At 65.7% G+C, this 12,970-nt stretch carries 12 protein-coding genes; 9 read left to right on the top strand and 3 right to left on the bottom strand.

Annotation, left to right across the window (positions count from 1 at the left end):
* Positions 1 to 78 precede the first annotated feature (78 nt).
* From DVU99_RS14490 to DVU99_RS14450, 9 genes are all read left to right on the top strand, one after another.
* Positions 79 to 1,173 (top strand): sorbosone dehydrogenase family protein, encoded by a 1,095-nt coding sequence (locus DVU99_RS14490; RefSeq protein ID WP_114240944.1) that lies wholly within the window; start codon positions 79 to 81, stop codon positions 1,171 to 1,173.
* A 42-nt stretch (positions 1,174 to 1,215) separates the two neighbouring features.
* Entirely contained in the window at positions 1,216 to 1,836 is a 621-nt protein-coding gene (locus DVU99_RS14485; RefSeq protein ID WP_114240943.1) for a YbhB/YbcL family Raf kinase inhibitor-like protein, read from the top strand.
* Positions 1,837 to 1,966: 130 nt separating this feature from the next.
* Positions 1,967 to 2,122 carry a DUF1328 domain-containing protein gene (locus tag DVU99_RS14480; protein ID WP_114240942.1) on the top strand — a complete coding sequence of 52 codons (156 nt, stop codon included), beginning with the start codon at positions 1,967 to 1,969 and terminating at the stop codon, positions 2,120 to 2,122.
* Between the two features lie 88 nt (positions 2,123 to 2,210).
* Positions 2,211 to 2,576 carry a YqjD family protein gene (locus DVU99_RS14475; protein WP_114240941.1) on the top strand — a complete coding sequence of 122 codons (366 nt, stop codon included), beginning with the start codon at positions 2,211 to 2,213 and terminating at the stop codon, positions 2,574 to 2,576.
* Positions 2,577 to 2,599: 23 nt separating this feature from the next.
* Complete coding sequence (locus DVU99_RS14470; protein ID WP_114240940.1) at positions 2,600 to 3,067, top strand: ABC transporter ATP-binding protein; 468 nt, start codon at positions 2,600 to 2,602, stop codon at positions 3,065 to 3,067.
* The gene (locus tag DVU99_RS14465; protein WP_114240939.1) at positions 3,064 to 3,354 is read left to right on the top strand and encodes a hypothetical protein; all 291 of its coding nucleotides are present in this window, start codon (positions 3,064 to 3,066) and stop codon (positions 3,352 to 3,354) included. The genes DVU99_RS14470 and DVU99_RS14465 overlap by 4 nt, the downstream gene beginning before the upstream one ends.
* Positions 3,355 to 3,458: 104 nt before the next feature.
* Positions 3,459 to 4,517 carry an AI-2E family transporter gene (locus DVU99_RS14460; RefSeq protein ID WP_232823619.1) on the top strand — a complete coding sequence of 353 codons (1,059 nt, stop codon included), beginning with the start codon at positions 3,459 to 3,461 and terminating at the stop codon, positions 4,515 to 4,517.
* Positions 4,517 to 4,978 carry a GNAT family N-acetyltransferase gene (locus DVU99_RS14455; RefSeq protein ID WP_114240937.1) on the top strand — a complete coding sequence of 154 codons (462 nt, stop codon included), beginning with the start codon at positions 4,517 to 4,519 and terminating at the stop codon, positions 4,976 to 4,978. The genes DVU99_RS14460 and DVU99_RS14455 overlap by 1 nt, the downstream gene beginning before the upstream one ends.
* Before the next feature lie 280 nt (positions 4,979 to 5,258).
* Positions 5,259 to 7,370 (top strand): phosphocholine-specific phospholipase C, encoded by a 2,112-nt coding sequence (locus tag DVU99_RS14450; protein ID WP_114240936.1) that lies wholly within the window; start codon positions 5,259 to 5,261, stop codon positions 7,368 to 7,370.
* Positions 7,371 to 7,394: 24 nt separating this feature from the next.
* Here DVU99_RS14450 and DVU99_RS14445 read toward each other — a convergent pair whose 3' ends face one another.
* From DVU99_RS14445 to DVU99_RS14435, 3 genes are all read right to left on the bottom strand, one after another.
* Complete coding sequence (locus tag DVU99_RS14445; RefSeq protein ID WP_114240935.1) at positions 7,395 to 8,162, bottom strand: SDR family oxidoreductase; 768 nt, start codon at positions 8,160 to 8,162, stop codon at positions 7,395 to 7,397.
* Positions 8,159 to 9,550: an efflux transporter outer membrane subunit gene (locus DVU99_RS14440; RefSeq protein ID WP_198670345.1), complete on the bottom strand. Its 1,392-nt coding sequence runs from the start codon at positions 9,548 to 9,550 to the stop codon at positions 8,159 to 8,161. The genes DVU99_RS14445 and DVU99_RS14440 overlap by 4 nt, the downstream gene beginning before the upstream one ends.
* Positions 9,551 to 9,752: 202 nt before the next feature.
* Entirely contained in the window at positions 9,753 to 12,953 is a 3,201-nt protein-coding gene (locus tag DVU99_RS14435; protein WP_114240933.1) for an efflux RND transporter permease subunit, read from the bottom strand.
* Positions 12,954 to 12,970: the final 17 nt, after the last annotated feature.

The raw sequence follows: 12,970 nt of genomic DNA, 5'->3' as shown, positions 1-12,970 counted from the left end.
ACCCGTGCCGCCTCGGGCATTTCCCAGCGGCCGGCGCTGGCGCTACGCTTTCGCCTTCTTCTCCCGGAGCCGTCGTCCATGCGCAAGCTGATCGTCGTGCTTTCACTGCTGCTGGGGATACCCGCGGCCACGGCCGCACCCCAGCTGGACAAGCTCACCTTGCCGCCGGGTTTCCACGTGGCGGTGTATTCGGACCAGGTACCCAACGCCCGCGAGATCACGCTTGGCGCCAAGGGCACCGTGTTCGTCGGCTCCAACAGCGCGGGCAAGGTGTATGCGCTGACCGACAGCAAGGGTGACGGCCACGCCGACAAGGTGCGGGTGATCGCCAGTGGCCTGCAGCTGCCGGTGGGCGTCGCGTTCCGCAATGGCGACCTTTACATCTCGGCGGTGAGCAAGATCCTCGTGTTGCGTGATATCGAGAACCATCTCGACGATCCGCCGCAGCCGCAGGTGGTCTACGACAAATTCCCCACCGATACGCATCATGGCTGGAAGTTCATCGCCTTCGGGCCGGACGGCAAGCTCTATGTGCCGATCGGCGCGCCGTGCAACATCTGCGACAAGGGCAACGCGTACGCCAAGATCACGCGCATGAATGCCGACGGCAGCGGTCTGGAAGACGTCGCCTACGGCGTGCGCAACACGGTGGGCTTCGACTGGCAGCCGGGCAGCCGGCAGCTGTGGTTCACCGACAATGGCCGCGACCTGATGGGCGACGACATGCCCAGCGACGAGTTGAACCGGCTCAGCCGCATCGGCGAGCACTTCGGGTATCCGTACTGCCACCAGGGCGACACGCTCGATCCGGAGTTCGGCAAGGGCAAGAGTTGCAAGGACTACACGCCGCCCGTGCTCAAGCTGGGCGCGCACGTGGCCTCGCTGGGCATGCGCTTCTACGAGGGCAGCCAGTTTCCTGCCGCGTACAAGGGCGCGATCATCATTGCCGAACATGGTTCGTGGAACCGCACCAAGAAATCCGGTTATCGGGTGATGACGGTGCGCCTGCAGGGCGATAAGGTGCTTTCGTACGAGCCGCTGCTCGACGGCTTCCAGCAGGACGAGCAGGCGTGGGGTCGCCCGGCCGACGTGCAGCCGCTGCCCGACGGCAGCCTGCTGGTCAGCGACGATCTTGCCGGTGCCGTTTATCGCGTCACCTACGCCAGGCCCTGACCCACTCCCCTTTTGAATCCGCGCCCCTCCAGGAGAACGACCTTGCAACTGCGCAGCGACAACTTCGAACATGCCCAGCCGATTCCACCGCGCTTCGCCTTCGGCAAGCAGGCGGCACCGTTCGCGCTGTCGGACAACCTGAGCCCGCACCTGGCATGGAAGGATGCACCGCGCGCTACACGCTCGTTCGTGCTGACCTGCTTGGACTTCGACGTGCCCAGCAAGCCCGACGACGTGAACAAGGAAGGCCGCACCGTGCCGGCGGACCTTCCGCGCGTGGAGTTCGTGCATTGGTTGATGGCCAACATTCCCGTGGAGTGCGGCGAACTGGCCGAAGGCGCCTGCAGCGATGGCATCGTTCCGCGCGGCAAGCGCGCGCCGTATGGCCCGCCTGGCAGCGTCCAAGGCATCAATGACTACACCGGCTGGTTCGCGGGCGACGCGGACATGAAGGGCGAGTACCTGGGTTACGACGGTCCGTGTCCGCCGTGGAACGATTCCATCGTGCACCACTACCACTTCCGGCTGTACGCGCTGGACGTGGACAGCCTCAAGCTGGCTGACGGCTTCACGGTGTCGGAGCTGCGGGCGGCGATGGACGGCCATGTGCTGGCCGAGGCTGAATTGATGGGTACGTACAGCCTCAATCCAGCAGTGGGCTGAATGCAGCATGGGCGCAGGGTGAACGGGGTACAACGCGCGTTCGTCGTCAGCGAATCTTCACGCCCGCAAGGCATGGGCTGTGGGTGAATGATCGCGGGGCGATGCGCTGCCCCGTCATGAGGAACGCACCATGCTCCACTACGCCCTGGTCTTTCTGGTCATCGCCATCATTGCGGCACTGTTCGGCTTCACCGGTATTGCCGGCACTGCGGCCGGCATCGCGAAGATTCTCTTCATCATCTTCCTGATCCTTGCCGTCATCGCCTTCTTCCGCCGCGCAAGCTGAGCGGCGGCGTGCCGGGGCCTGATGCCCCGGCGCGCGCCCGGCTGGCAAGTTTGGTTACAGTGCATAACCCGCCTCATCGGAGAACGTCATGAACAAGCAAGTCCAGGCGCCTGAGGGAAGCAATGCCGCCGACCGGATCGAGGAACGCGCCGAGCGGATCAAGCAGGCCACCTCCAGTGCCGTGAGCAGCACCAAGGAAGCGGTCGACCGCGCAGCCGACCATGTCGAGGAAAAGCTACATCACGCCACGGACAAGGCCGCCGATGCCGCCACGCGGGCCAGCGCCAAGGCGGATGAATACCGCGAACGCGGTCGCGAGGCTTATGACCAGGCCATCGACCGCGCCGATGAGTGGCTCGATCGCGCGCGTGACTATGTCCGCGAGAAGCCGGTGCAGTCCGTGGCCATCGCCCTTGGCGCCGGCTGGCTGCTTGGCCGCATACTCCGCCGCTGATACCCAGGTGACGAGGACAGCGGATGGACCAGACCGGACGCGATGACGCGCCCGCGGCACCCGAGGAGACGCCGGTACCGCCACCGCCGCCCGGGTTGCTGGATGATCTCGGCCGGCTCGGTCGCGCCTTTCGAAAGCTTTTCGGGGCCCAGTTGCGCCTGCTCGCCGCGGAGTTGGGCCTGGCGCGCAGCGCGGTGCATTGGCTACTGGTTGCCGGCCTGGTCGCCACGGTGGCTGGCGTGGGCCTGGGGCTTACCCTGCTCGGGCTGATCGGCTGGTTGCTGGCGCAGTGGTTCGATTCCTGGACCTGGGCACTGGTGTCCTTGGCGGTGGTGGAGCTGGCCTTTCTGGGCGCGGCCATCCTGCTGTTCCGGCGCTGCATGCACTGGATGACGTTGCCCGCGACGCGGAGCGAATGGAGTGCGATGATGCGCGAGGCCCTGCATCGCCCCGATCCGCAGGGCGAGCGCGGCCCGGAGGACGTGCCATGAGCCTGATCAAGCAGCTGCATGCCGTCCATGCGGCCCGGAGCCGAGCCGAAACGGCCCGTCACGAACTGACCGTGCCGGCGCAGGCCTTGCTGTCGCGTGGGCAGCGTTATCCGCTCACTACGGTGGGCATGGCTGCCGGCGCAGGTTTCGTGCTTGGCCAGCTCAACGTGCATCCGTTGCGCGTGCCGGGGCTTGGCACCCTGTTCAGTGGTGCCGCGGCCGAAGTGGTGGGCCAGGCCGCCAGGTTGCTGGCGGATTTTGCGCAAGACAATTTCGATTTCTCATGAGTGGACCCGAATCGTCGCAGCCGCCCGGCGTCGAAGGCGTCGTGGCGCAGGTGGAGGTGCCCGTCGAGGCGATGGTGCCGCCGCGTGAGCCACGGCCTCAGTTGATGCGCGTGCAACGAACGCAGAGTGCGCGCCGCAACCTGCGCAGCATCCGCATCGTGCTCAATATCTTCCTGGCGCTGGCGCTGCTGTACACGGTGACCATCACCAAGCAGTTGCTCATACCGCTGGTGCTCGCCTCGTTCATCGGGCTGGCGCTCAACCCGATCGTGGCGCGCGGATCGCATCTGGGCATTCCACGCTGGCTTGGTGCCAGCGTGTTGATGATCGCGTTGATTGCCGCCATCAGCACCGGCATCGGCATGCTGACGCAGCCGGCCCTGGGTTGGTTCCACGAGGCGCCCACGGCGATCCGGAGTTTCGGGCCGAAGCTGCGCTCCATCATGCAGCCGCTGGAGGCGGCCAATCGCGCGACACAAAGCCTTACCGGGCAGGCGCGCGTGCAGCAGGGCACGCCGCCGTCGATCTCGATCACGGCATGGGACGTGGTGGCGACCACGCCCAAGGTGTTGGCCGGGGTGCTGACCGTTGTGCTGCTGGTGTTCTTCTTCCTGGTATATGGCGACCTGATGTTGCGGCGCCTGGTGCAGGCTTCGCCCACGTTCGGCCATCGACGACACGCGGTCTCCATCGTGCGTGGCATCCAGTACGAGGTATCGCGCTACATCCTGACGGCGACGCTCATCAACTTCGGTCTTGGCGCAGTCACCGCCGGCATGCTGTGGCTGTACCACATGCCCGATCCGTTGCTGTGGGGCACCGTGGCGATGCTGGCGAACTTCATTCCGTACGTCGGAGCCATCAGTACGACCACGGTGCTGGCCTTCGTTGGGCTGCTCAACTTCAACGACGTGGGTTCGGCCCTGCTGCCCGCACTCACCTTCGCAGGCATCACCGCGTTCGAGGGCAATGTGGTGACGCCGCTGATCCAGGGGCATCGCATGCGCCTGAGTCCGATCGCGATCCTGTTGTGGCTGCTGATCTGGGGCTGGCTGTGGGGCATTCCCGGAGCGCTGCTGGCGGTGCCGATGCTCACCAGCGCCAAGCTGGTGGCCGAGCGCGTGCGCGGCTGGCGCTGGTTTGCGTTGATGGTGCAGCGCTGATGAGAGCCCTGGAAGTCAGAGGCGTACGCGCTTCGGACTTCGACGAGTGGAAGCTGCTGTGGGACGGCTACAACGCGTTCTACGGCCGCACTGGCGCGACCGCTCTGCCCGACCAGGTGACGCGGGTTGCCTGGGAACGCTTCCTGGACGCCGAAGAACCGATGCATGCGCTGGTAGCGGAACGCGACGGCAGACTGCTTGGGCTTGCCCATTACCTGTTCCACCGCAGCACCATCAGCATAGGCAACAACTGCTACCTGCAGGACCTGTTCACGGTGGAGGCGGCGCGCGGCATGGGCGTTGGGCGGACGCTGATCGAGGCCGTGTACGAACGTGCAGGGCAGGCAGGCTCACCACGCGTCTACTGGCAGACGCATCACAGCAATACCGTGGCCATGCGCCTGTATGACAGCCTCGCCGAAGCTTCCGGCTTCGTGGTTTACCGAAAGCCGATCGTGTAATGCCCGCTGGACGGCATGCTGCAGCACACGCGCACGCCGACCGATACACCTGGCGCATGACATCCGATGCGCCCGTCTCTGAGTCGTAAGCCTCGAGCAAGCAAGCGCCCGTTAAGCCGCATGGATGTCCAAAGAGCGGACATGCGATAGCCGGTGTCTTCCACTTTTCGTTGCTGAAACGTCGTAAGTCCTACAGGCGCAATCCCGGTTGTCACAAGACGGTTAATTGACCGCGCGATGATCGTGGTGTTGCTGGATCGACTACGACGACGGAAAGCACATGAAGCGGCGTGACTTCATCAGGATGATGGGTGGCATGGCGGTCGTTACCGCCGGTTTTGCGGCGATGCCTCCCAGCATTCGCAAGGCGCTGGCCATCGGCGCCCACGTGCGCACCGGCACGATCGACGATGTGCAGCATGTGGTGATTCTCATGCAGGAGAACCGTTCGTTCGACCACTACTTTGGCAGCCTGCGTGGCGTGCGTGGTTTCAAGGATCGCTTTCCGATACCCACGGTGACCGGCAAGCCGGTCTGGCACCAGTCGAACGGGCAGAAGGAGATCCAGCCGTTTCATTTGGACGCCACTACAATGAATGCCGCCCTGGTGGCCTCGATGCCGCATACGTTCCCCGACGCCCAGGCCGCCTGGGATCAAGGGCGCATGAGCGAATGGACGCGCTACAAGACCGACGCCTCGATGGGCTACTACACGCGACAGGAAGCACCGTTCCAGTACGCGCTCGCCGATGCATTCACGCTGTGCGATGCCTACCATTGTTCGCTGCATGCATCGACAGGGCCCAACCGCATCGTATTCTGGTCCGGCTCCAACCACGACCCGTTGCTGCGCAATCGAGGCATCAACACCGACGAGCGATCGGCCGAGGTACTCAACCTGCGTACGGCCATCTCCGGCACGTTGCCCTCGCCAGGCTATCAGTACCAGGGCGACCCATTCCTGTGGCCGACCATTCCGGAGTTGCTCGAGTCGGCCGGCGTCAGCTGGAAGATCTACCAGGATCCCAACGAGAACTGGAACGGCCTGATGCACGGTGCCCTGGCTTCGCCCAGCTTCCGCCAGGCCAAGCCGGGGTCGCCATACTATGAAAAAGGCATGCGGCCCTATTCGGTCAACGATCTCAGGGACGACGTGCTGGCCGATCGTTTGCCCTCGGTATCCTGGGTGTTGCCCACACCGTTGAAGTCGGAACATCCCGGGGCGCCGTCCAGCGCGGCGCAGGGCGGCAACTTCGTCGAGCAGGTGCTGGCTGCGCTGACTGCGAATGCGGAGGTGTGGAGCAAGACCGTGTTCTTCCTGTGTTTCGACGAGAACGATGGCTTCTTTGACCATGTACCGCCGCCTGCGGTGCCGTCGGTCTACCCGGACGGGAGCTTGGCCGGAAAATCGACCATGGATGTCGCCGGCATGTATTTCGTGGCGGACACCGACAAGCATCTTCACCCGCAAGACCACGCGGCAGGCAATATTCGCCCGTGGGGACTTGGCCCCAGGGTACCGATGTACGTCGTCTCACCGTGGAGCCGAGGGGGCTGGGTCAACTCGCAGGTCTTCGATCACACCTCCGTAGGCATGTTTCTGGAGAAGCGCTTCGGTATCGAGATTCCGGCAATAAGCGACTGGCATCGTTCGATCAGCGGCGATCTCACCTCCGCCTTCGACTTTGCCGATCCCAACAACACGCCGTGGGATGCATTGCCCGACATGAGCGACTACGCACTGATCGAGCTGCATGCCAAGACGATGCCCAAGGCAGCCCCACCTGCCGAGCCGCAGCCGTTGTCCCAGGAACCGGGCGTGCGACTATCACGCGCGTTGCCGTATGCATTGGATGTGCGGCTCGCCCAGCGTGACGGCGCCGTTGTATTGGCCTTCGAGAACACGGGCAAGCAAGGAGCGGTGTTGCATGTCTACGATCGCCGCCATCCCGCGCAGTTGCCGCGTCGCTACACAGTGGAGGCGGGCGCCTGGCTGGAGGACGATCACTGGAAGCCTACGGGTGAAGACATGGGTCGCTATCACCTGGAGGTCCACGGTCCGGCGGGCTTCTACCGCGAATTCAGAGGCCACCTCGCCGAGCGCGGGGAGGTGGAGGTTGAACTGTTGCATGACGACGACAGCGCGATCGGTTTGGCTGTACGCCAGCCTGGCGAAGGCGAGCTTCCGGTGGAAATCATCGCCAACGCCTACATCGACGGTGGCCCGTGGAAGCGGGTGATCACAGCTGCCACGGAGTTCCGCCAGCTGTGGCCTTCGCGGGAGCAGGGTCACTGGTACGACTTCACCGTCCGGGGGCCTGGTTTCGAACAACGCATGGCTGGCCGCATCGAGACCGGCCGACCCAGCATCAGCGACCCGGCGATGGCCTGAGCCTCACCGCGGGGACGCATGGGCTCACCAGTCGATGCGCTGCCGATCGCGGAAAAAGCCCCCTGTAACGCCGGGTCGCGAGGGCAGCGTGGCGGCCCAGACGATGCCGGCGGCGCCCTCGGCGATCGGGCGCCCGCCGTGGCCGCCCATGTCGGTGGCGACCCAGCCCGGGCATACCGCGTTGACCAGGATGCCGCTGCCCTGCAGTTCCATCGCCAGCATGCGGGTGTGGCTGTTGAGCGCGGCCTTGGAGACACGGTAGGCGGGGCAACTGGCGCCTTCGCTGTCCATCGCGCCGCAACCGCTGGAGACATTGACGATGCGCCCATAGCCGTGGCGCTGCATCAGCGGCAGCATCGCTTCGCTCAATTGCCAGGCGCCGAGCAGATTGGTTTCCAGTGCCTGGCGCACGATATCGATGCTGACCGACGAGGCCTGGTCGTCGATGTCGAAATAGGCGCCGGCGTTGTTGACCAGGATGTCCAGGCGCCCGTACTCCTGCTCGATGCGCCGGGCCAGTGCCTGCACCTCGTCGCCGGAGGTGACATCCAGCGGCACGGCGATGACCGTGCCGCCGTCGCGCCGCAACAGCCGTGCGGCCTTCTCGCCGGCGCCTGGCCTGCGTGCGCCCAGCAGTACCGTCACACCCAGGTTGGCGAGCTGACGCGTGATCTCAAGGCCCAGTCCGCGATTGGCGCCGCTGACCAGCGCCACGCGCTGCGACAGTTCCGGTTCGGGCGCCGTGGTGCGGCGGCGTGGCGGCCTCCCCGGAAACGTCGCCACCGCGTTCATGGGGCTGCGGCCAGCTGGTCGCAACGCTCGCTGGCGCAGGCCTGCCAGCCGCCGCCGAGCGCCTTGTACACCGCCACCGCGCGCAGGTTGATCGATGCCTGCGCATCGGCCAGCGAATCCTCCGCTTCCAGCTGGGTGCGTTCGGCATCGAGCAGCTGCAGGAAGTCGGCGGCGCCCTCGTTGTAGCGGATGCGTGCGAGGTCGGCGGCGCGGCGGCTGTTGGTCACCTGGTCCTGCAGCTTGAGCACGCGGTCGCGCTGCAGGTTGTAGCCGACGATGGCGTTGTCCACGTCCTCCACCGCCTGCAACACGCTGCGCTGGTAGTTGGCCAGCGCGGCATCGGCACGGGCCTCGCTGGCCTTCACGTTGGAACGCACGCGTTGCACGTTGAGGCCCGACCAGGTGATCGACGGCGCGATCGACCAGGCCCGCGATTGCGCGCCGCCGAAGTCGTTGCTGCGTCCGGCGAGAAAGCCGATGAAGCCGCCCAGCGAGATGTGCGGGTAGTAGTCGGCCTTGGCCACGCCGATGCGCGCATTGGCGGCGGCGAGTTCGCGCTCGGCCACCCGCACGTCGGGACGGCGTTGCAGCACGTCACCGGCGTTGCCGATGGCGAGTGCCACGTCGATCGGCTTGAAGCCCTGCGGCGACAGGTCGATGTCCAGCTCGCCCGGTCGTTCGCCCAACAGCACGGCGACGCGGGCGGTGTCGTTCTGGGCCAGCGTCTGCAGCGTGGGCAGCTGGGCTTCGACGAACTTCAGTCGCGCGGTGGCGCTGGCCACATCCTGTTCCGAACCGGTGCCGATGTCGGCGCGGGCATGGATCAGGCGCAGCGATTCGCGCTGGTTCTCGATGTCGCGATTGGCCACGTCGATGCGCAGCTGCACGCCGCGCAGGTCGAAGTAGTAGCGCGCGACCTCGGCGAACAGCGTCACCTGTGCGTCCTGCAGCGAGGCTTCGCTGGCGCCCGCATCCGCGCGGGCGGCCTCCACCGAACGACGGATGCCGCCGAACAGGTCGATCTCCCAGCTGGCGTCGAAGCCGGCCTGGTAGCTGGTGATGGTGGTGCGCTGGTCGGTGAAGCCAGGTTGCTGTTCGCGGGAACGCGAGTAGTTCGCCACCGTTTCCACGTCAGGAATCTGCTGCGACTTGGCCACGCCCAGCAAGGCGCGCGATTCGCGCAGGCGGGCGTAGGCGATCTTCAGGTCCGGGCTGTTGGCGGCGGCACGCTGGATCAGTGCATCCAGCGTGGGGTCGTTGAACTGCTTCCACCAGTTGGCCTGGAAACTCTGGGTGGTTTCCTGCTCGGCGTTGACGCCCTGCACGGCCACCGGCTTGTCCTGCGGCGCGTGGTAATCGGGACCGACGCTGACGCAGCCGGAGAGCATGATCGCGGCGGCCAGCGCGCTGAGCTTCCTGGCTCCCACTCCCCTCAGGGGAGAGGGTTGGGGTGAGGGGCGGGTGCTTGCGAGCACGTTCAAAAGGGCGAGCTTCGAGGTGGAGCGATTGCTGGCGTGGCCCCTCACCCCGGCCCTCTCCCCGGCGGGGAGAGGGCGAAGTGCGGTGGCGAGGATCTTCAAGAAAGACATATCAATGCTCCTCAAGGAGGTTGCCGGCCTGCGCGAGGCGCGCGGCCTTGCGGGCGCGGCGGCGTTCGCTCATGCGTTCGCCCCAGCCGCGCACCAGCACGTAGAACAGCGGCGTGAAGATCAGGCCGAAGAAGGTGACGCCCAGCATGCCGGCGAATACCGCCACGCCCATCGCATGGCGCATCTCCGCACCCGCGCCGTGCGAGGTCACCAGCGGCACCACGCCCATGATGAAAGCGAACGAGGTCATCAGGATCGGGCGCAGTCGCAGGCGGGCCGCTTCCAGCACGGCCTGCACGCGGTCCATGCCCTCGATGATCTGCGCCTCGCGGGCGAACTCCACGATCAGGATGGCGTTCTTGCAGGCCAGGCCGACGAGAACGATCAGGCCGATCTGGGTGAAGATGTTGTTGTCGCCACCGGACACCCACACGCCGGTGATGGCGGACAGCAGCACCATCGGCACGATCAGGATCACCGCCAGCGGCAGCAGCAGGCTTTCGTACAGCGAAGCCAGCACCAGGAACACCAGCAGCACGCACAAGGGGAACACCAGCACCGCGGTATTGCCGGCGAGGATCTGCTGGTAGGTCAGCTCGGTCCATTCGAACGACATGCCGTTGGGCAGGTTGTCGCGCGCGAGCTTCTCGATCGCTGCCTGTGCCTGGCCGCTGCTGAAGCCCGGCGCCGGGCCACCGTTGATCTCGGCGGTCGGGTAGCCGTTGTAGTGCTGCACGCGATCCGGGCCCACGCCCTGGCGCACGGTGAGGAAGGAACCCAGCGGCACCATCTCGCCGGTGGCGCTGCGCGTCTTCAGTTGCAGGATGTCCTCGGGCTCATGGCGGAAGCCGGGCTCGGCGGACACGTTCACCTGGTAGGTACGGCCGAAGCGGTTGAAGTCGTTGACGTAGAGCGAGCCGAGGTAGGCCGTCATGGTCTGGTAGACGTCGGACAGGTCGATGCCTTCGGCCTTGGCCTTCTCGCGATCCACGTCCGCATCCACCTGCGGCACGCTCACCTGGTAGCTGGAGAACAGCCCGGCCAGCTCGGGCACCTTCATGCTGGCGCCGATCAGGTTCTGCGTCTGCTTGTACAACTCCTCGAAGCCGGCGTCGGAACGGTCCTCGATCTGCATGCGGAAGCCGCCGATGGTGCCCAGGCCCATCACGGGCGGCGGCGGGAACACCGCGATATAGGCGTCCTGGATCGCCGCATACTTCTGGTTCAGTGCTGCGGTGATGGCCGCGGCCGAAAGCGAGGCATCACGACGCTCCTCGAACGGCTTGAGCGTCACGAACACGATGCCGGAGTTGGTGCTGTTGGTGAAGCCGTTGATGGACAGGCCGGGGAAGGCCACGGCGCTTTCCACGCCCGGCTGCTTGAGCGCGATATCGCTCATGCGACGGATCACGTCTTCCGAACGGTCCAGCGAGGCCGCATCGGGCAGCTGGGCGAACGACACCAGGTACTGCTTGTCCTGCGCCGGCACGAAGCCGGTGGGTACGTGCACGAAACCGAACATGCCCAGCAGCACCAGTCCGCCGTAAATGATCAGCGCGATGGAGCCCTGGCGCAGGATGCGCTGCACGCCGCCGACGTAACGATTGGCGCTGCGCACGAACAGGCGGTTGAACGGACGGAACAGCCAGCCGAAGCCACGCTCGATGGCGATGCTGAGCTTGTCCTTCGGCGCGCCATGTTCCTGCAGCAGCAGGGCCGAGAGCGCCGGGCTCAGGGTCAGCGAGTTGAACGCCGAGATCACCGTGGAGATGGCGATGGTCAGCGCGAACTGGCGATAGAACTGGCCAGTGAGGCCACTGATGAAGGCGGCCGGCACGAACACCGCGCACAGCACCAGCGCCGTGGCCACGATCGGCCCGGTCACCTCGTTCATCGCCTTGCGCGTGGCTTCCTTGGGCGAGAGGCCATGCTCGATATGGCGCTCGACGTTTTCCACCACCACGATGGCGTCGTCGACCACGATGCCGATGGCCAGCACCAGGCCGAACAGCGACAGCGCGTTGAGCGAGAAGCCCGCCAGCAACATCACCGCGAAGGTGCCGATCAGCGACACCGGCACGGCCACCAGCGGAATGATCGAGGCACGCCAGGTCTGCAGGAACAGGATCACCACCAGCACCACCAGGGCGATCGCCTCGAACAGCGTATGCACCACCGCCTCGATCGAGCCGCGCACGAAGATGGTGGGGTCATAGACGATCTGGTAGTCCACGCCCTGCGGGAAATCCTTCTTCAGGTCCGCCATCAGCGCGCGGACTTCGTCGGAGATCTGGATGGCGTTGGAACCCGGGCGCTGGAAGATCGGCAGCGCCACCGCCGGCTGGTTGTTGAGCAGGCTGCGCAGCGCGTAGTTGTTGGAACCCAGTTCCACGCGGGCGACATCGCGCAGGTGGGTGACGGCGCCGTCGGCGTCCTTGCGCACGATGATGTTGAGGAAGTCCTCCTCGGTGATCAGGCGGCCCTGCGTGTTGATGTTGAGCTGGAAGGCAGCGGTGTTCGGTCCCGGCGGCGCATTCAGCGCACCGGCCGCGACGGCCACGTTCTGTTCCTGGATCGCGTGCACCACGTCGCCGGTGGTGAGCTGGCGCGAGGCGAGGCGATTGGGGTCCAGCCACACGCGCATGCTGTATTCGCCGGCGCCGAAGATCTGCACGTCGCCGACGCCGTCGAGGCGGGCCAGCTGGTCCTTGATGTGCAGGCGCGCGTAGTTCGACAGGTAGAGCATGTCGTAGCGCTTATCCGGCGAGATCAGGTGCACCACCATGGTGAGGTCGGGCGAGCTCTTCTGGGTGGTGACACCCAGGCGCTGCACTTCCTCGGGCAAGCGCGGCAGCGCCTGCGACACGCGGTTCTGCACCTGCACCTGCGCGTTGTCGAGGTCCGTGCCCAGCGCGAAGGTGACGGTGAGCGTCATCGCACCGTCGCTGGTGGACTGCGAGCTGGTGTACAGCATGCCTTCCACGCCGTTGATCTGTTCTTCCAGCGGCGTGGCGACGGTTTCGGCGATCACCTTGGGGTTGGCGCCGGGATAGCTGGCGCGCACCACCACGGTGGGCGGCACCACTTCGGGGTATTCGCTGATCGGCAGCTTGAACAGCGCGATGCTGCCCGCGATCAGGATCAGTACGGAGAGGACACCGGCCAGGATCGGCCTGTCCACGAAATATTGGGCGAGTTTCATTGCGTTCGTCCTGGTTG

Origin of the sequence: Dyella sp. C9 (assembly GCF_003332825.1) — a bacterium.
GTDB lineage: Bacteria > Pseudomonadota > Gammaproteobacteria > Xanthomonadales > Rhodanobacteraceae > Dyella.
This window is presented reverse-complemented; position numbering and strand designations above follow the sequence as displayed.

What these genes read in the sequence shown, in the direction of transcription:
- DVU99_RS14490 (WP_114240944.1), top strand. Translation starts at nt 79, where the DNA reads ATGCGCAAGCTGATCGTCGTGCTTTCACTGCTGCTGGGGATACCCGCG.
- DVU99_RS14480 (WP_114240942.1), top strand. Translation starts at nt 1,967, where the DNA reads ATGCTCCACTACGCCCTGGTCTTTCTGGTCATCGCCATCATTGCGGCA.
- DVU99_RS14475 (WP_114240941.1), top strand. Translation starts at nt 2,211, where the DNA reads ATGAACAAGCAAGTCCAGGCGCCTGAGGGAAGCAATGCCGCCGACCGG.
- DVU99_RS14470 (WP_114240940.1), top strand. Translation starts at nt 2,600, where the DNA reads ATGGACCAGACCGGACGCGATGACGCGCCCGCGGCACCCGAGGAGACG.
- DVU99_RS14465 (WP_114240939.1), top strand. Translation starts at nt 3,064, where the DNA reads ATGAGCCTGATCAAGCAGCTGCATGCCGTCCATGCGGCCCGGAGCCGA.
- DVU99_RS14460 (WP_232823619.1), top strand. Translation starts at nt 3,459, where the DNA reads ATGCGCGTGCAACGAACGCAGAGTGCGCGCCGCAACCTGCGCAGCATC.
- DVU99_RS14455 (WP_114240937.1), top strand. Translation starts at nt 4,517, where the DNA reads ATGAGAGCCCTGGAAGTCAGAGGCGTACGCGCTTCGGACTTCGACGAG.
- DVU99_RS14450 (WP_114240936.1), top strand. Translation starts at nt 5,259, where the DNA reads ATGAAGCGGCGTGACTTCATCAGGATGATGGGTGGCATGGCGGTCGTT.
- DVU99_RS14445 (WP_114240935.1), bottom strand. Translation starts at nt 8,162, where the DNA reads ATGAACGCGGTGGCGACGTTTCCGGGGAGGCCGCCACGCCGCCGCACC.
- DVU99_RS14440 (WP_198670345.1), bottom strand. Translation starts at nt 9,550, where the DNA reads ATGCTCTCCGGCTGCGTCAGCGTCGGTCCCGATTACCACGCGCCGCAG.
- DVU99_RS14435 (WP_114240933.1), bottom strand. Translation starts at nt 12,953, where the DNA reads ATGAAACTCGCCCAATATTTCGTGGACAGGCCGATCCTGGCCGGTGTC.